Source organism: Streptomyces roseoverticillatus (assembly GCF_000719265.1).
Lineage (GTDB): Bacteria > Actinomycetota > Actinomycetes > Streptomycetales > Streptomycetaceae > Streptomyces > Streptomyces roseoverticillatus.
The window spans coordinates 114,916-131,772 of the sequence record NZ_JOFL01000015.1 but is presented as its reverse complement, the minus strand read 5'-3'; the positions used below and the strand labels follow the sequence as shown (position 1 = coordinate 131,772).

The 16,857-nt window shown below is 73.7% G+C and carries 14 protein-coding genes; 5 read left to right on the top strand and 9 right to left on the bottom strand.

Features of this window, described 5'->3' with window-relative positions; translation table 11 throughout:
* A partial coding sequence (locus IF61_RS0119160) for a hypothetical protein (RefSeq protein WP_052392813.1) occupies window positions 1-760 on the bottom strand: 760 nt, incomplete at its 3' end.
* Window positions 761-979: 219 nt separating this feature from the next.
* Between IF61_RS0119160 and IF61_RS0119155 the strand changes: the two genes are divergently transcribed.
* Entirely contained in the window at window positions 980-2,224 is a 1,245-nt protein-coding gene (locus IF61_RS0119155) for an alanine racemase (RefSeq protein ID WP_052392812.1), read from the top strand.
* A 21-nt stretch (window positions 2,225-2,245) separates the two neighbouring features.
* Here IF61_RS0119155 and IF61_RS0119150 read toward each other — a convergent pair whose 3' ends face one another.
* From IF61_RS0119150 to IF61_RS0119135, 4 genes are all read right to left on the bottom strand, one after another.
* Window positions 2,246-3,529, bottom strand: coding sequence for an HAD family hydrolase (locus IF61_RS0119150; RefSeq protein WP_030367664.1), 1,284 nt, complete (start codon window positions 3,527-3,529; stop codon window positions 2,246-2,248).
* A gap of 131 nt (window positions 3,530-3,660) precedes the next feature.
* Entirely contained in the window at window positions 3,661-4,446 is a 786-nt protein-coding gene (locus tag IF61_RS0119145; RefSeq protein ID WP_030367663.1) for a 3-oxoacyl-ACP reductase, read from the bottom strand.
* A gap of 114 nt (window positions 4,447-4,560) precedes the next feature.
* Entirely contained in the window at window positions 4,561-5,937 is a 1,377-nt protein-coding gene (locus tag IF61_RS0119140; RefSeq protein ID WP_030367662.1) for an aldehyde dehydrogenase family protein, read from the bottom strand.
* A 155-nt stretch (window positions 5,938-6,092) separates the two neighbouring features.
* On the bottom strand, window positions 6,093-7,460 hold the full coding sequence (locus IF61_RS0119135) for a glutamine synthetase family protein (RefSeq protein WP_030367661.1): 1,368 nt from the start codon (window positions 7,458-7,460) through the stop codon (window positions 6,093-6,095).
* A 71-nt stretch (window positions 7,461-7,531) separates the two neighbouring features.
* On the opposite strand from IF61_RS0119135, the gene IF61_RS0119130 reads away from it, so the two are divergent.
* The 3 genes from IF61_RS0119130 (at window position 7,532) to IF61_RS0119120 (ending at window position 10,613) form a co-directional block, all read left to right on the top strand.
* Complete coding sequence (locus IF61_RS0119130) at window positions 7,532-8,263, top strand: FadR/GntR family transcriptional regulator (RefSeq protein ID WP_030367660.1); 732 nt, start codon at window positions 7,532-7,534, stop codon at window positions 8,261-8,263.
* Window positions 8,264-8,377: 114 nt separating this feature from the next.
* A complete protein-coding gene (gene eat, locus IF61_RS0119125) occupies window positions 8,378-9,844 on the top strand; it encodes an ethanolamine permease (RefSeq protein ID WP_030367659.1) in 1,467 nt (488 codons plus the stop codon).
* Between the two features lie 58 nt (window positions 9,845-9,902).
* Complete coding sequence (locus IF61_RS0119120; protein WP_030367658.1) at window positions 9,903-10,613, top strand: gamma-glutamyl-gamma-aminobutyrate hydrolase family protein; 711 nt, start codon at window positions 9,903-9,905, stop codon at window positions 10,611-10,613.
* A 240-nt stretch (window positions 10,614-10,853) separates the two neighbouring features.
* On the opposite strand, the gene IF61_RS0119115 is transcribed toward IF61_RS0119120, so the two are convergent.
* On the bottom strand, window positions 10,854-11,765 hold the full coding sequence (locus IF61_RS0119115; RefSeq protein ID WP_030367657.1) for a LysR family transcriptional regulator: 912 nt from the start codon (window positions 11,763-11,765) through the stop codon (window positions 10,854-10,856).
* 70 nt (window positions 11,766-11,835) lie between these two features.
* On the opposite strand from IF61_RS0119115, the gene IF61_RS0119110 reads away from it, so the two are divergent.
* Entirely contained in the window at window positions 11,836-12,960 is a 1,125-nt protein-coding gene (locus IF61_RS0119110) for a TDT family transporter (protein ID WP_052392811.1), read from the top strand.
* On the opposite strand, the gene IF61_RS0119105 is transcribed toward IF61_RS0119110, so the two are convergent.
* The 3 genes from IF61_RS0119105 to IF61_RS0119095 are packed head-to-tail and all read right to left on the bottom strand — an operon-like array spanning window position 12,887 to window position 16,614.
* Entirely contained in the window at window positions 12,887-13,639 is a 753-nt protein-coding gene (locus tag IF61_RS0119105; protein ID WP_052392810.1) for a helical backbone metal receptor, read from the bottom strand. The two genes, IF61_RS0119110 and IF61_RS0119105, sit on opposite strands and share 74 nt — an antisense overlap.
* A gap of 22 nt (window positions 13,640-13,661) precedes the next feature.
* Entirely contained in the window at window positions 13,662-15,467 is a 1,806-nt protein-coding gene (locus IF61_RS0119100; RefSeq protein ID WP_030367654.1) for an ABC transporter permease/substrate binding protein, read from the bottom strand.
* Window positions 15,460-16,614 (bottom strand): quaternary amine ABC transporter ATP-binding protein, encoded by a 1,155-nt coding sequence (locus IF61_RS0119095; protein ID WP_211264906.1) that lies wholly within the window; start codon window positions 16,612-16,614, stop codon window positions 15,460-15,462. Before IF61_RS0119095 ends, IF61_RS0119100 begins: the two co-directional genes overlap by 8 nt.
* Between the last annotated feature and the right edge of the window lie 243 nt (window positions 16,615-16,857).

Sequence of the window (16,857 nt, the reverse complement as noted above, 5' to 3'; positions counted from 1 at the left end):
CGTCGGGGCGGGTGGCGAGGGGGGCGGGCTGCGGGGGCGTGCCGGTGCGGCCGTCGGCGAAGCCGGTGACGGCGTAGACGACGGCGGGGGCGTCGGTGAGGACGCTGACGGCCCAGCTGGCGCGCTGGGCGTCGCCGAAGTGCTCGGCGACGGTGCCGCGCGGCGCGTACGGGCGGGGCATCAGATCGGCGCGCTCGTCGAGCCGTTCGTCGGCGAACCGCCGGCGCAGGTCGCGCATGCCCTGGCTGCCGGTGGCGGTGACGAGCAGTCCGACGGTGGTGACGGCGGTGGACGTGGCGTCGGTGTAGGTGGCACGGAGCAGCCGCGTGCAGCCGGCGGGGGCGAGGGCCTTCTCCAGGAGCGGGTCGAAGGCTTCGTCGCAGCCGCTGTCGGGGGCGACGCCGATCCGGGTCCAGACGCGCTCGGCACCGCCGGGCCCGGCCGCGTCGGCGCGCAGGACGGGCGGGAAGAGGTCGTCGACGGGGACGGTGCGCCAGAGCGTGCCGCCGCGGGCGAAGTCGCGTTCGGCGGCGGTGCCGCCGTCGGCGCGGTCGGCGAGCCAACTTCCGGCGAGGGCGCCGCCGATGAGCCCGAGGCCGAGGACGAGGCAGACGGCGGCGGACAGCGTGCGGGCCCCGGAGCTGCGGCCGGCGCCCGGGGGCGGCATCGGCGGGAGGGGTGGCGGCGGGGGCGGGAAGCAGGCGGCGGCCGGGAGGGGACGGACGGGCAGTGCGGGAGCGCGGTCCGCCTCGGTGCTCACCCTGCGCTCCCCCTCGTGAGCCGGCTTCCCGTATCCGCGCCCGGTCCCCGTTCGGGACAGGCCGGTTCGTATCCGGACATCACGCCGCTCCGGACATCACGCCGCAGGGCGTGCGGCCCGCGGTGTGGGCGCCACTCTACGGGGCGGGCGGCGGGCACTGCCATCTCGCCCGTGCCGGGCCCCTGTCCACCGCCGGGCGGCTCTGGCAGGCTGCGCCCCATGCGTCTTCCCGCCGCACGTCCTGCCGCACGGTCCGTCGCACATCCCGCCGTGCACGCGAGCGCGGAGCGGGCCCGTCTGGACCGGGCGACCGCCTCCTGCGAAGCGCCGCTGGCCGTGGTCGACCTGCAGGCCTTCGACGCCAACGCCGCCGACCTGGTGCGCCGGGCGCAGGGCAAGCCGGTGCGGGTGGCGAGCAAGTCCGTGCGCTGCCGGGCGCTGTTGGAGCGGGTGCTCGCGCGGGACGGGTTCACGGGTGTGATGAGCTTCTCGCTGGCCGAGTCCCTGTGGCTGGCGCGTTCGGGCGTCGAGGACGTACTGCTGGCGTATCCGACGGCCGACCGGGCGGGCCTGGCGGAGCTGACGGCGGATCCGAAGCTGGCCCGGACGGTGACGGTGACCGTGGACGACCCGGCCCAGCTGGCGCTGATCGACGCGGCCCGGACGGGGCGTGAGGAAGTGCGGGTGTGCCTGGAGTTGGACACCTCGCTGCGGCTGCTGGGCGGCCGGCTGCGGCTCGGGGCGCTGCGCTCGCCGCTGCGCGACCCGGAGCGGCTGGCGGACCTGGCGCGGTCGATCGCGCGCAGGCCGGGATTCCGGCTGGTGGGCCTGCTGGCCTACGAGGCGCATGTGGCGGGTGTGGGTGATGCGGTGGAGGGCCGGCCGCTGTACTCGCGTTCGGTGCGGCTGATGCAGGCCGCGGCGCGCCGGGAGCTCGCGGTGCGCCGGGCGGAGGCCGTACGTGCCGTGCGGGAGGTGTCAGAGCTCGCCTTTGTCAACGGCGGCGGCACGGGGAGCGTTCAGCACACGGCCGCGGAGGACGCGGTGACCGAGGTCGCGGCCGGGTCGGGGCTGTTCGTGCCGCGGCTGTTCGACCACTACCGGTCGTTCCGCGGCCGTCCGGCGGCCCTGTTCGCGCTGCCGGTGGTGCGGCGGCCGGGGGTGGGCGTGGTGACCGTCCTGGGCGGCGGGTACCCCGCGTCGGGGGCGGCCGGATCCGACCGGCTTCCGCAGCCGTACCTTCCGGCGGGCCTGCGGCTGGACGCGCGGGAGGGGGCCGGCGAGGTGCAGACGCCGCTGCTCGGCGGGCCCGCGGACGACCTGCTGATCGGGGACAAGGTGTGGTTCCGGCACGCGAAGGCGGGGGAGCTGTGCGAGCGGTTCTCCGCGCTGCGGCTGATCGATGGCGACCGCATCGTGGATACGGTCGCCACCTATCGGGGCGAGGGGCAAACGTTTCTGTGACGGTGTGTCGTCAGACCCTCGTCAGAACGCCTTGTCCACCTGGTCCGGGATGACCGAGCCGTCCGCGCGGCGGACCGGCGTCTTCGAGCCGTCCTCCGCGGTCGCGCCCGTCGTCGCGCAGGGGTACGTACCGGACTTGCGCGGCATCGGGTCGATGAACATCGGGTTGGCCACCCAGCGGCCGTCCGCGTCGTCGTAGGCGCGGCACATCAGCTCGGACTTGTTGCGGTTGATGGCGACGTGCGCACCGGTGGCGTCGTTCACGAACGTCACGTCGGTGTCGGCGTCGCCCGCGCCGAGGGCGATGCGGTGGCTCCAGTCCTGCTGCTGCCAGGCCTTCGCGCCCTTGATCTTGAAGATCTCCTGGTTGATCATGCAGCGCTTGCCGTCCATGTACGGCAGGGCGTCACCGCGGCCGGTCTCGACGCCGCCGCAGCCCTTGATGGCCGTGGTGAGACGGCCGTGCTTGGTGATGTTGCGGATGCCGATGGTGTGCTTGGCGTCGAGGCCCACGCCGCTCGACCATGCCTCGGCGATCGGCTCGGAGGAGGCGGAGACGATGTAGACGTCGAAGCCGGCAGCCTTGAGCGTGCGGATGAGGTCCTTCTGCTGGTCGTAGTAGCGGACGTAGCCGGCGAGCGTGTGCGTGCCGACTGTCTGCTCGGCGCCCACGGGCGCCGCGAGCTGCTCGGCGCGCGCCTGCTTGGCGAAGGAGGTCAGGGCGGCGGGCGTGTGACCGGCGAACAGCTGGGGAATCCAGGCGTAGGCGGGCACGGTGCGGCGGTGGTTCCAGTCGCCCGCGAAGGCGTCCTCGCCGGCCATGGTCTTCGACTTCTCGCGGATCTCGAAGATCTCGTCGGCGCAGGCGGTGTTCTTCGAGGTGGGCAGCGGGCGGCCGGGGCGCACGGCGGTGCCGCAGGCCTTGGCGAGGGCCTTGTCGGCGGCCGGGGTGAGCCAGGCGCTGGTGTCCTTCCAGCTCTTCGGCTGCAGGATCTTGTCGTGCTTGAGGGCCCAGGCGAGCGTGGCGTCGGTGATGTCGTTCTTGACGACGGTGTTGTCCCAGTCGAAGGCGGCGACGGGGCGGGGGCCGCCCTTGCCGGAGCAGGTGCCGCGCTCGTCGATCATCTTCTGGAGCCGGGCGCGGTTGTCGCCGGCCCACGGGAGCTTCTTGTCGAGCTGGGGGCAGTTGCGGCGGGGCGCGTCGTGCGCGGGGGCCGCGGTGGCGGTGGCCGCTGTAGTGAGGGTTACAGCGGTGAGGGCCGCGGCGGCAGCGAGGCCGGCGACGGTGGCGGACTTGGTGCGCATGTGCTCTCTTTGCGGTGGTGCGTGCGGTGACAGGGAGAACCCCCCGGTGCCTTGCCGACACCGGGGGATCCACGGCGGGAACGGCCGCGGGGTCTGCACCCGCGAACCGTTCCCGCCGTTGATCATGGACCCTACAGCGGGGTCACGTACGCGCCCGCGATGCCACCGTCGACGAGGAACTCGGCGGCGTTGACGAAGGACGAGTCGTCGCTGGCGAGGAAGGCGACCGCGGCGGCGATCTCCTCGGGCTCGGCGAACCGGCCGACGGGCACGTGCACCAGGCGGCGCGCGGCCCGCTCGGGGTCCTTGGCGAACAGCTCCTTGAGCAGGGGCGTGTTGACCGGTCCCGGGCACAGGGCGTTGACGCGGATGCCCTCGCGGGCGAACTGCACGCCGAGCTCGCGGGACATCGCCAGCACGCCGCCCTTGGAGGCGGTGTAGCTGATCTGCGAGGTCGCGGCGCCCATGACGGCGACGAAGGAGGCGGTGTTGATGATGGAGCCCTTGCCCTGGCGCTGCATGTAGGGGAGGGCGGCCTTGCAGCAGAGGTAGACGGAGGTGAGGTTGACCTCCTGGACGCGCTTCCAGGCGTCGAGCCCGGTGGTGAGGATCGAGTCGTCGTCGGGCGGGGAGATGCCGGCGTTGTTGAAGGCGACGTCGACGGAGCCGTAGGTGTCGTAGGCGGTCTTGAAGAGCGCCTCGACCTCCTCGGGGCTGGTGACGTCGACCTTGACGAAGAGCCCGCCGGTCTCGGCGGCCGCGGCCTTGCCGGCGGTCTCGTCGATGTCGGCGCAGACGACGCGGGCGCCCTCGGAGGCGAGGCGGCGCGCGGTGGCCAGGCCGATGCCGCTGCCGGCTCCGGTCACGACGGCGGTGCGGTCCGCCAGCCGGCGGCAGACGAAGGTGTGGTCGCTCAACGCAATGGCCTTTCTGTGGCTACGGGTGAGGCTTGCGGCCGTGGGGACACGAACCGGTCGGACAGGCGGGGGCAGGCCGGCGGCGCGGCCGCTCGTCCCGCGTCCCCCGGCACGTCACGGACTCTCGGCCGGGGAATCGACGGCGATGAAGACGTTCTTGGTCTCGGTGAAGGCGGCCAGCGCGCCCGGGCCCAGTTCGCGGCCGAGGCCGGACTGCCCGAAGCCGCCGAACGGCGTCCAGTAGCGGACGCTGCTGTGGGAGTTGACGGAGAGGTTCCCGGCGGTGACGGCCCGGGAGACGCGTACGGCGCGGGAGACGTCGCGGGTCCAGACCGAGCCGGAGAGGCCGTAGTCGGTGGCGTTGGCGATCCGCACCGCCTCCGCCTCGTCCTCGAAGGGGATGACGACGGCGACCGGGCCGAAGATCTCCTCGACGGCGGTGCGGTCCTCCGGCCGGCCTTCCAGGACGGTCGCCGGGTACCAGAAGCCCTTGCCCGCGGGCGCCTCGCCGCGGATGGCGGCGGGGGCGGTCTCGGGGACGTAGGACCGTACGCGCTCGCGGTGCGCGGCCGAGATCAGCGGGCCCATCTGCGTGGCGGGATCCGCCGGGTCACCGACGGTGAAGGAGGTCACGGCCGGCTCCAGCAACTCCATGAAGCGGTCGTACACGGAGCGCTGGACGAGGATGCGGCTGCGGGCGCAGCAGTCCTGGCCGGTGTTGTCGAGGAAGGAGCCGGGGGCGGCCGCGGCGGCCCGCTCGACGTCGGCGTCGGCGAAGACGATGTTGGGGCTCTTGCCGCCGAGTTCGAGGGTCACGCGCTTCACGCCCGCCGCGCACTTGGCCATGATCTGCTTGCCGACGGCGGTGGAGCCGGTGAAGACGACCTTGGCGACGCCGGGGTGTTCGACGAGGGCGTCTCCGGCGACGGGCCCGGCCCCGGGCAGGACCTGGAAGAGGCCCTCGGGCAGCCCCGCCTCCAGTGCCAGCTCCGCCAGGCGCAGGGCGGTCAGCGGGGTGGTCTCGGCCGGCTTGAGGAGGACAGCGTTGCCCGCGGCCAGGGCCGGGGCGAGGCCCCACGCGGCGATGGGCATCGGGAAGTTCCACGGGGCGATGACGGCGACGACGCCGAGCGGCTCGTGGAAGGTGACGTTCAGGCCACCCGCGACGGGGATCTGCGCGCCGGTGAGCCGCTCCGCTCCCCCGGCCGCGTACTCCAGCAGGTCGCGGGCGTTGCCGGCCTCCCAGCGGGCGTTGCCGACGGGGTGGCCGGCCTCGCGGACCTCCAGCTGGGCGAGCTCCTCCAGGTGCGTGTCGACCGCGTCGGCGAAGCGGCGCAGGTGGCGGGCGCGGTCGCCGGGGGCGAGGGCGGCCCAGCCGCGCTGGGCTCCGGCGGCGCGGCGGACTGCCGCGTCGACGTCTTGCGGCGTCGCCGCGGGGACGGTGGCGACGAGTTCCTCGGTCGCCGGGTTGATCACGTGGTGCTCGTGCAAGTCGTCTCCCTGCTCGTTCGTTCCGCCGCCCCGGCGGCCGGGTTACCGATTCGTACGCGGCTGAACGCCGGTGGTCGCGTTGTGCCCACCCTCCCCCAGCTACCGCTGGGCGGTGCCCCCAGCCCTGCGGAACGCCTGCCCACAACGTGGCGGGGTCACATCCGCTCGAAGGAGCGGAACCGCTCCCAGTCCGTGACGGCCGTGTCGTAGGCCTCCTGCTCGACGCGCGCCATGTGCAGGTAGTGCTCGACGACTTCGTCGCCGAAGGCCTCCCGCGCTATCGGGCTGGCCTCCCAGAGGGCGGCGGCCTCGCGCAGGGTGGCGGGGACGTGCTGCGCGTCGCCCGCGTAGGCGTTGCCGGTACAGACCTCGGGCAGCTCCAGTTCGTGCTCGACGCCGTAGAGGCCGGCGGCCACCATGCCCGCGACGGCGAGGTAGGGGTTGACGTCCCCGCCCGGCAGGCGGTTCTCGAAGCGGTGGGAGTGGCCGTGGCCGATGACGCGCAGGGCGCAGGTGCGGTTGTCGGGGCCCCAGGCGACGGCGGTGGGGGCGAAGGAGCCGGGCCGGAACCGCTTGTACGAGTTGATGTTGGGGGCGTAGAGGAGGGTGAAGTCGCGCAGCGCGGCGAGCTGTCCGGCGAGGAAGTGCCGCATCGTCTTCGACATGCCGTACGGGCCCTCGTCGTCGGCGAGGACGGGCCGCCCGGCCTCGTCGCGCAGCGAGAGGTGGATGTGGCAGGAGTTGCCCTCGCGCTCGTCGTACTTGGCCATGAAGGTGAGCGCCATGCCCTCCTGGGAGGCGATCTCCTTCGCGCCGGTCTTGTAGACGGCGTGCTGGTCGCAGGTGGTGAGGGCCTCGTCGTAGCGGAAGGCGATCTCGTGCTGGCCGAGGTTGCACTCGCCCTTGGCGGACTCCACGGTCATCCCGGCGGCGCCCATCTCGTTGCGGATGCGCCGCAGGAGGGGCTCGACGCGGCCGGTGCCGAGGACGGAGTAGTCGCAGTTGTACTGGTTGGCCGGGGTCATGCCGCGGTAGCCGCGGTTCCAGGCCTCCTCGTACGTGTCCTTGAAGACGATGAACTCCAGCTCGGTGCCCGCGTAGGCGCTCCAGCCGCGCTCGGCCAGCCGGTCGAGCTGGCGGCGCAGGATCTGCCGGGGCGAGGCGAGGACGGGCGAGCCGTCGTGCCAGGCGAGGTCGGCGGTGAGGAGCGCCGTGCCGGGGTTCCAGGGGGTGCGGCGCAGGGTGGAGAGGTCGCCGCGCATGGCGAAGTCGCCGTAGCCGCGCTCCCAGGACGACATGGCGTAGCCGCCGACGGTGTTGAGGTCGACGTCCACGGCGAGGAGGTAGTTGCAGCCCTCGGTGCCGTGGTCGAGGACGTCGTCGAGGAAGAACCGCGCGGCGAACCGCTTCCCCTGGAGTCGTCCCTGCATGTCGGTGAAGGCGAGGACGACGGTGTCGATCTCCCCGGTGTCGACCAGCCTGCGCAGCTCCTCGACGGCGAGCGGGGGCGTGGGGTCTGCCACGGTGATGCCTCCTGTCGGTGCGACCGGAGGTCTTAAGGTAGGGCTGTAGACCATTAAAGGGAAGAGGTCAGATGAACGATCATGCGGCGGACCGGACGGACCGGCTGGCGCCGGTGCTGCGGCCGGTCCGCGCGGGCAACGGCTTCGAGGAAGCGCTGGAGCAGATACTGCAGATCATGCGACTGGGCCTGGTGGCCGAGGGGGAACGGCTGCCCGCCGAGCGGGAGTTGGCCGACCGGCTGCACGTGAGCCGGGTGACGCTGCGCGAGGTGCTGAAGGTCCTGCAGGACCAGGGGCTGGTCGAGAGCCGGCGCGGCCGCTACGGCGGCACGTTCGTGCTGGCGCGGCCCGCCACCGCGGGCGAGGACGAACTGCGGCGCCGGGTCGCCTCCGTCGACGTCGAGGACACGCTGCGCTTCCGCGAGGTGCTGGAGGTGGGCGCGGCCGGGCTGTGCGCCGCGCACGGGCTGCCCGAGGGCGGTGCCGGGCGGCTGCGGGCCGCGCTGGCCGCCACGCACGACGCGCCGCTGGCCGGATATCGCCGCGCGGACACGCTGTTCCACCTGACGCTCGCCGAGCTGTCGGGATCCCCGTCGCTGGCCGAGCGGTACGCCGCGGTCCGCGCGACGGTCAACGACCTGCTGGACTGCATTCCGCTGCTGGTCCGGAACCTGGAGCACTCGCAGCAGCAGCACACCGCGCTCGTGGAGGCGGTCCTCGACGGCGACGCGGAAGGGGCGCGCGAGGTGATGCGCGAGCACTGCTGCGGGACGGCGGCGCTGCTGCGGGGCTTCCTGGCGTAACCCGCGAGGACCCCTCTCGTAACCAGTCTTTTACGCAAGAGGGTTGCCGGATCAGCCACGCCGGGGCAAAGGTATGCCGCAATACCTTTACCTCCCCGAGGCAGGAGCGGCAGCATGCCCGAACGCACGGAGACACCCACGGCACCACCACGCGCCTCGGACCGGCCGGCGGACTACCTGGAGAAGCGCACGCTGCGCCGCGGCAGCGCCGGCCCCCTGCTCCTCACCGGCCTCGGCGTCGCCTACGTCGTCTCCGGCGACTTCTCCGGCTGGAACTTCGGCCTCGCGCACGGCGGCTTCGGCGGCCTCGCCGTCGCCGCCGCCCTCATGGGGCTGATGTACACCTGCATGGTCTTCGCCCTCGCCGAGCTCGCCGCCATCCTGCCGACGGCGGGCGGGGGTTACGGCTTCGCGCGGCGCGCGCTCGGCCCGTGGGGCGGCTTCCTCACCGGCACCGCCATCCTCATCGAGTACGTCCTCGCACCCGCGGCGATCTCCCTCTTCATCGGCGACTACGTCGAGTCGCTCGGCCTGTTCGGGCTCACCTCCTCCTGGCCCGTGTACCTCGCCTGCTTCGTCCTCTTCATCGGCATCCACCTGTGGGGCGTGGGCGAGGCGCTGCGGTTCAGCTTCGTCGTCACCGGCGTCGCCGTCGCCGCGCTGCTGATCTTCGCGGCGGGCGCGCTGACCGACTTCGACGCGGCCCGCCTGCACGACATCCCCGCCGACACGAGCGCCCTCGGCTCGTCCTCCTGGCTGCCGTTCGGACTGCTCGGCATCTGGGCGTCCTTCCCCTTCGGGATGTGGTTCTTCCTCGGCGTCGAGGGCGTGCCGCTCGCCGCCGAGGAGACCAAAGACCCCGTGCGGTCGCTGCCCCGGGCCATGGCCGCCGCGATGGGCATCCTGCTGGTGCTCGCCCTCCTTACCTTCCTCGCCTCGACCGGCGCGGGCGGCGCGGACGCCCTGAAGGACGCCGGGAACCCGCTCGTGGCCGCCGTGCAGCCCGACGGGCACCCCACCGTGCTCGGCCGGATCGTCAACTACGCCGGGCTCGCGGGCCTGGTGGCCTCCTTCTTCTCCCTCATCTACGCCGGATCGCGGCAGCTCTTCGCCCTCTCCCGGGCCGGCTACCTCCCCCGCTCCCTCTCCCTCACCAGCCGCCGCAAGGCCCCCTGGCTCGGCCTGGTCGTGCCCGGCGCGATCGGCTTCACGCTGGCGGCGGCCAGCGGCGACGGCGCGCGGATGCTGAACGTGGCCGTGTTCGGCGCCACCATCTCGTACGCGCTGATGTCGCTCTCCCACATCGTGCTGCGCCGCCGCGAGCCGGGGCTGGCGCGGCCCTACCGCACGCCCGGCGGCGTCGTGACGTCGGCGCTGGCCCTCCTGCTGGCCTGCGCGGCGCTCGTGGCGACCTTCCTCGTCGACGTCACCGCCGCGCTCGTCGCCCTCGGCGTCTACGCCGTCGCCGCCGTGTACTTCGCCTGCTGGAGCCGGCACCGGCTCGTCGCCGGGGCGCCCGAGGAGGAGTTCGCGGCGCTCGCCGCGGCCGAGGCGGAACTGAACCGCGACTCCCGCTCGTGATCCACGTCGTAGCGTACGGAGCGTACGGAACGACGTACGTACGGAAAGGACCCGCTCCATGCCCCGCCAGCCACTGATCGGTGTCACCACCTACCTCACCCGGGCCCGCTGGGGCGCCGCGTGGGACCTGCCGGCCGCGCTCCTGCCCGCCTCCTACGCGCAGCACGTGCAGCGGGCCGGCGGCCTGGCCGTACAACTCCCGCCGGACGACCCGGCCGCCGCCGGCGACATAGTGCGGCGGCTGGACGGCCTGGTCCTCGCCGGCGGTGAGGACCTCGACCCCGGCCTCTACGGCGAACGCCCCCACCCGCGCGCGGGCGCGCCGGTGCCCGAACGCGACGCCTGGGAACTGGCGCTGCTGGACGCGGCGCTGGAGCGGGGGGTTCCGGTGCTCGGGATCTGCCGGGGGATGCAGCTGATGAACGTGCACGCGGGCGGGGCGCTGTGCCAGCACCTGCCGGACGAGGTGGGGCACGAGGACCACAACCCGGTCGTCGGCGCCTTCACCGACCACCTGGTCAAGCCGGTCCCGGACACCCGGCTGGGCCGCCTCCTGCCCGAACCGTGCGACGTCGCCACCCACCACCACCAATCCGTCTCCCGCCTGGGCGACGGCCTCGTCGCGACGGCGTACGCGGAGGACGGCACGATCGAGGCCCTGGAGCGGCCGGGTGACGGCGTGTTCGCGGTGGGCATCCAGTGGCACCCGGAGGCGCGGGACGATCTGCGTCTGACGCGAGCCCTGGTGGAAGCGGCCACCGGCGACTGACCTTCGGGGCCCCAGACCCCGAGCCCCTTCCGCCGCAGCGGCGATCAGCCCCCCCTGCAACCTGACCGGCGGTGCCGAGCCCGCCCGGCCGTCGCCGGCTCGGCACCGCCGGACACGTCATACGTGGTGACTCGCCGCTGCGGCGGAGGGAGGTTGCCCGGGCACGGAACCAGTGGGCGATGCCCTGCAGCCACAGGAGCTCGCCCGGCCCTCCCGCCGCGCGGTGGGTGTCAGGGCCCGTCAGGGGCCCTGGGTCAGGGCCAGGAGATCCCTCGCCGGGCCCGTGGGGCGGTGGCCCGTGGGCCAGACCGCCCGGAGTGCCCGGTGCAAGTCGAGATCCCCGACGGGGATCTCGACCAGGCGCCCGGACGCCAGCTCCTCCCCGATCGCCAGCTCGCTGAGCACGGACGGCCCCGCGCCGCCCACCACCGCCGCCTTCACCGCCGTCGTGGAGGCGAGTTCGAGGAGGGGCTCGGAGAGCCCCCCGTGCGCGGCGAGGGCCGCGTCCAGGACCTGCCGGGTGCCCGAGCCGCGCTCGCGGAGGATGAGCGGGGCCGCGGCGAGCTCCTCCGCGCCGAGGGGCGCCCGGCGCCGGGCCCAGGGGTGGGCCGGGGCCGTGACGACCACCAGCCGGTCGCTCCCGACGACCGCGCCGGCCAGCCCGGCCGGCACCGCGAGCCCCTCCACGAACCCCAGGTCGGCCTCGCCGGCCCGCAGCCGCTCCGCGACGGCGGCCGAGTTCCCGGCGATCAGCGAGACCGCGGTCCCCGGCCGCCGGGCGCGCAGGGCGACCAGCCACCCGGGCAGCAGGTACTCGGCGATGGTCATGCTCGCCGCCACCCGCAGCCGCGAGTCCCGCCGCCCGCGCAGCGCCTCCGCGCCGGCGTCGAAGGCTTCGGCGGCCTCCACGATCCGCCGGGCCCAGTCGGTGACGAGGACGCCCGCGTCGGTGAGCGTCGAGCCGCGGGGGGAGCGCTCGACCAGGCTGACGCCGAGCATGCGCTCCATGCTGCGGATCCGCCCGCTCGCCGCGGGCTGGGTGATGCCCGTCTCCCGCGCGGCCCGCCCGAGGCTGCCCAGCCGGGCCACGGCCAGCAGCAGCTCCAGCGCGGCGAGGTCGGGTACGCGGTCCGCCAGCCGCCGATCAGTCATAACCCCAGCTTATGTCCTCATAGAAACAAGGTCTCTGGTGGCGGGCCGGTCCCCGGCCGATCCTGGAGCCATGAGCACCCCCCGCACCACGTCCCCCATCCGCCACCTCGGCCCCAACTGGTACGCCGCCGTCATGGGCACCGCCATCGTCGCGAGCGCCGGCCGGGCGCTGCCCGTGCGGCCGCCGGGCCTGGCCGGGGCGTGCGAGGCGGTGTGGGCGCTGTCGGCGGCGGCGCTGGCCGTCCTGCTCGTGGCGCGGGCCGTGCACTGGTCCCGCCACACCGACCAGGCGCGGCGGCACCTCGGCGACCCGGCGGTCGCACCGTTCTACGGCTGTGCCGCGATGGCGCTGCTGGCGGTCGGCGGGGCCACTCTCTCCGTGGGCTCCGGGCTGATCGGCACGGGCGCCGCCGTGGCCGCCGACGCCGTCCTGTGGACGGCCGGCACCGTGACCGGCCTGGTCGCCGCGGCCGGCATCCCGTACCTGATGGTGACCCGGCACCGGATAGAGCCCGGCCAGGCCTCTCCGGTCTGGCTGCTGCCCGTCGTGGCGCCCATGGTCTCGGCGGCGCTGGGCCCGGCCCTCGTGCCGCACCTCCCCTCCGGGCAGTGGCAGGCGGCCATGGTGCTGGCCTGCTACGCGCTCTTCGGGATGAGCCTGCTGGCGACCCTGCTGATCCTGCCCGTGGTCTTCGCACGGCTGATCCACCACGGCCCGCTGCCGCTCGCGCTGACCCCGGCCCTCTTCCTCGTGCTGGGCCCCCTGGGCCAGTCGACCACCGCGGTCGGCAACCTCGCCGACGCCGCGCAGGGCGCGCTGCCCACCCCGTACGCGCACGCCGCGGCGCCGTTCGCCGTGCTGTACGGCACCCCGGTGATGGGCTTCGCGCTGCTGTGGCTGGCGCTGGCCGCGGCCATGGTGGTGCGGGCGTTCCGGCAGGGCATGGGCTTCGCGATGACCTGGTGGGCGTTCACCTTCCCCATCGGCACCTGCGTCACCGGTGCCGCGGGCCTCGCCCGCCACACCGGCCTGCACGCCCTGACCTGGCTGGCCGTGGGCCTGTACGCACTGCTGGTGGCGGCCTGGGCGGTCGCGGCCGCCCGCACCGCGCACGGCCTGGTCAGCGGCCGGCTGCTCGCAGCGCCGCGCCCAGCACCTCAGCAGCTTCCGTCAGTGAGGGTCCGTACCACGTGAGGTGACGCCCGCTGACGAGCGCGCACGGCAGCCCGGGGAAGGACTCCGGGCCGTCGTCGTGCGTGAAGCGGTAGGGCTCGTCGGGCAGGACGGCCAGTTCGGCGCCGCACGCGTTGAGCTCGTCGAGGGGGATGCGCGGATAGCGCTCGGGGTGGCCGGCGTGGACGTTGGCGACGCCGAGCCGGGCGAGGAGGTCGCCGGCAAAGGTGTCCCGGCCGAGGACCATCCAGGGCCGCCGCCACACCGGGACCACGGCGGGCACGGCCGGCCCGGCGGCCCGTACGTCCCGCCAGGCGTCCTCCGCGTCGGCCAGCCAGGCGGGCCGGGCCAGCCCGCAGCCGCGCACCAGGACCCGTTCCAGCTCCGTGAACGCCTGGGGCAGCGTGCGGACTTCGGTGACCAGCACGTCCAGCCCGGCGGCGCGCAGCGCGCCGAGGTCGGGGGCGCGGTTCTCCTCCTCGTTGGCGAGGACGAGGTCGGGCGCGAGGGCGGCGATCCGCGCCGTGTCGGGGTTCTTCGTCCCGCCGATCCGTACGACGCCGAGGTCCGCGGGGTGGTCGCACCAGTCGGTGGCACCGGCGAGCAGCCCGGGCTCGGTCGCGGCGACGGCCTCGGTCAGGGAGGGGACGAGGGAGACGACGCGGCGTACGGCGGGGCGGCTGCTCCTGTGCGGGACCACCGCCCCACCGTACGCTCGTTCGTCAGCCGCGAACAGGCGCGAGCTTGTCCGCGAGGCCCGGGTGGGCGTCCAGCCAGCGGCGGGCGGACTCCTTCTCCTTGCCCTTGCCGCCGTCCTGGATCTCGACCTCCAGGGAGGCGAGGTCCTTCTCGGAGAGCTTGAAGTCCTTCAGCCAGGCGGTGACCTCGGGGAAGTCCTTGCCGAACTCCTTCTTGCCGACGGCGTGGATCTCCTCGCCCTTGCCCCAGGCGCCCTTGGGGTCCTTGAGCTTCTTCAGCTGGTGCTTGCCGTAGGCCCAGTGGGGCGACCACAGGGTGGTGACGATGGGCTCCTTCTTCTTGATGGCCCGGTCGAGGTCGGCGAGCATCGAGGAGGTGGACGAGGAGACGACCTTGTACTCGCCGTCCAGTCCGTACTCCTTGAGGACCTTGTCGTTCAGCGTGCCCATCATGCCCGCGCTGGACTCGATGCCGACGATCTTCCCGCCGAACTGGGCGCTCTTGCCCTTGAGGTCCTCCAGCGAGTCCACACCCTTGACGTAGTCGGGCACGGACAGCTCCAGCGACGTGGGCCCGTACCAGGCGCCCAGGTCGGTGAGCTGGTCGCGGTAGCGGTCCATGTACTGCTTGTGGGTCGTGGGCAGCCAGGAGTCGAACTGGACGTCCATCTGCCCCTGGGCCAGCGCCGTGTAGAGCGGCCCGGGGTCGAGCTGCTTGACGTCCGGCTTGTAGCCGCGGTCCTCCAGGATGTTCTGCCACAGGTACGTGGTGGCGACGGCCTCGTCCCACGGGAAGTAGCCGAGCTTGATGCCACGACCGTGGCCCACGTTCGCGCCGGCGGCCACGTTCTGCCCGTCGTCGCCGCTGCGGGCGAGGTTCATGCCGCCCGCGACCAGCGCGAGGACGACGACGCCGACGGCGGCGACGGCCGTGCCGGGCCGGTAGCGCAGGACGGCGAGCCCGCGGGCGGCGGCCGCGGCCTTGGCGGCGGCGCGCCGGCCGAGCGGGGAGACCCGCTGGTTGAGGGCGCCGGTCATGCGGTCCAGGTAGATGGCGAGGACGACGACGGCCAGGCCGCTCTCGACGCCGCCGCCGATGTCGACCTTGGTGACGGCCGCGTACACGGCCTCGCCGAGGCCGCCCGCACCCGCCATGCCGGCGATGACGACCATGGACAGGGCCAGCATGATCACCTGGTTGACGCCCGCCATGATCGTGGGCAGGGCGAGCGGCAGCTGCACCCGGGTGAGGGTGTCGCGCGGCGTGGTGCCGAAGGCCGTCGCGGCCTCGACGAGCTCGCCGTCGACCTGCCGGATGCCCAGCTCGGTCATGCGCACGCCGGGCGGCATCGAGAACACGACGGTCGCGATCAGGCCGGGGATCGGCCCGATCGAGAAGAACATGACGCCGGGGATGAGGTAGACGAACGCCGGCATCGTCTGCATGACGTCCAGCGCGGGGCGCAGCGCCCCGCTGACCTTGCTGCTGCGCGCCGCCCAGATGCCGAGCGGCACGGCGACGAGCAGGGTGATCAGGCTCGCGACGAGGACGAGCGAGAGGGTCGCCATCGCGGCTTCCCACAGGCCGAAGGAGTCGACCAGGGCGAAGCCGGCGAAGGTGAGCACGGCGGGCAGGAGGCCGCGCAGCCACCAGGCGACGACGGCCAGGATGCCGGCCATGAGGAGCGGCTCCGGGCCGCCGAGGACGGCGTTCACGCCGTCGTACATGCCGGTCAGGACAGTGTTGACGGCATCGAAGAGCCAGCTCAGGTGGGTCTGCAGCCAGCTGACGGCGCTCTCCGCCCAGCTTCCGAGGTGGATCCTAGGCACGGGCGCTCACCTCCGCCTCGTCGGCGCGGGCAGGCGTGGCGGCCTCCGCGGGCTCGCCGGCCTCCGCGGTCTTCCCCGCCTCCGGGGACTTCCCGGTCTCCGCGGTCTCCGGGGCCCGCGGGGCGGGCACCACCTCCGGCTCCTCGCCGAGCGCGGCGAGCAGCAGGTCACGCGTCACGACGCCGGCCGGCTCGCCCTGCTCGTCGGTGACGGTGACGGGGTCCGTGCTGCGGGCGAGCGGGGCGAACAGCTCGGCGACGGGCGTCCCGGCGGGGACGGTGACGGCGCCGTCCGGGGCCACGGCCCCGGTGTTCATGATCGAGCCGGCGGTCAGCACCCGGCTGCGGTCGACGTCCTGGATGAACGAGGCCACGTAGTCGTTGGCCGGGCGCACGAGGATGTCCTCCGCGGTGCCGTTCTGCACGATCCGGCCGTCGCGCATGACGGCGATCCGGTCGCCGAGGCGCATGGCCTCGTTGAGGTCGTGGGTGATGAAGACGATGGTCTTCTTCAGCCGCGTCTGCAGGTCCAGGAGCTGGTCCTGCATGTCGCGGCGGATCAGCGGGTCGAGGGCGCTGAAGGACTCGTCCATCAGCAGCAGGTCCGCGTCGGTGGCCAGCGCGCGGGCCAGGCCGACGCGCTGCTGCATGCCGCCCGAGAGCTGGTCGGGCCAGGAGGTCTCCCAGCCCTTGAGGCCCGCGAGCTCCAGCGCCTCGGCGGCGCGCTCCTGGCGCTCCGCGCGCGGCACGCCCTGGACCTCCAGGCCGTAGGCCGCGTTCTCCAGCACGCTGCGGTGCGGGAACAGCGCGAAGTGCTGGAAGACCATGCTGATCTTCCGGGAGCGCACCGCGCGCAGGTCGCGCGGGGCCAGCGCGGTCAGGTCCTGGCCGTCGAAGAGGACGCGTCCGGCGGTCGGCTCCAGCAGGCCGTTGAGCATGCGCAGGAGGGTGGACTTGCCGGATCCGGACAGACCCATCACCACGAAGATCTGGCCGGCCTCGACCTCGAACGAGGCGTCGATGACGGCTGCGGTGGTGCCGTCGGCGCGCAGCTCGTCGCGGTCGGTGCCGCTTTCGAGCCGTTGGACGGCGGCTTCGGGTCGTCTGCCGAACACCTTGTACAGATGCTCGGCCTGGAGCCTGGACACATACACCTCTCGGGTCGAACTCACGACGGCCCTGCCTCCCCCGGGTGGCAGGGCCGTGGAGCGGTGCGGCATCGGTCCGCGCGCCCGCTTCCAGGCACACGTGCCGAGGACCGGGTCCGCTCCGGTGCCGCGCCTGCCCCCGATCAATCAGGGCAAACGGAACAGTGACCCGGTTCACATCGGCGGGGTGGGGCTGCCGGGGCCGTGTCAGTGGTCTGCGGCATGATCGGAGCGTGACGCGAC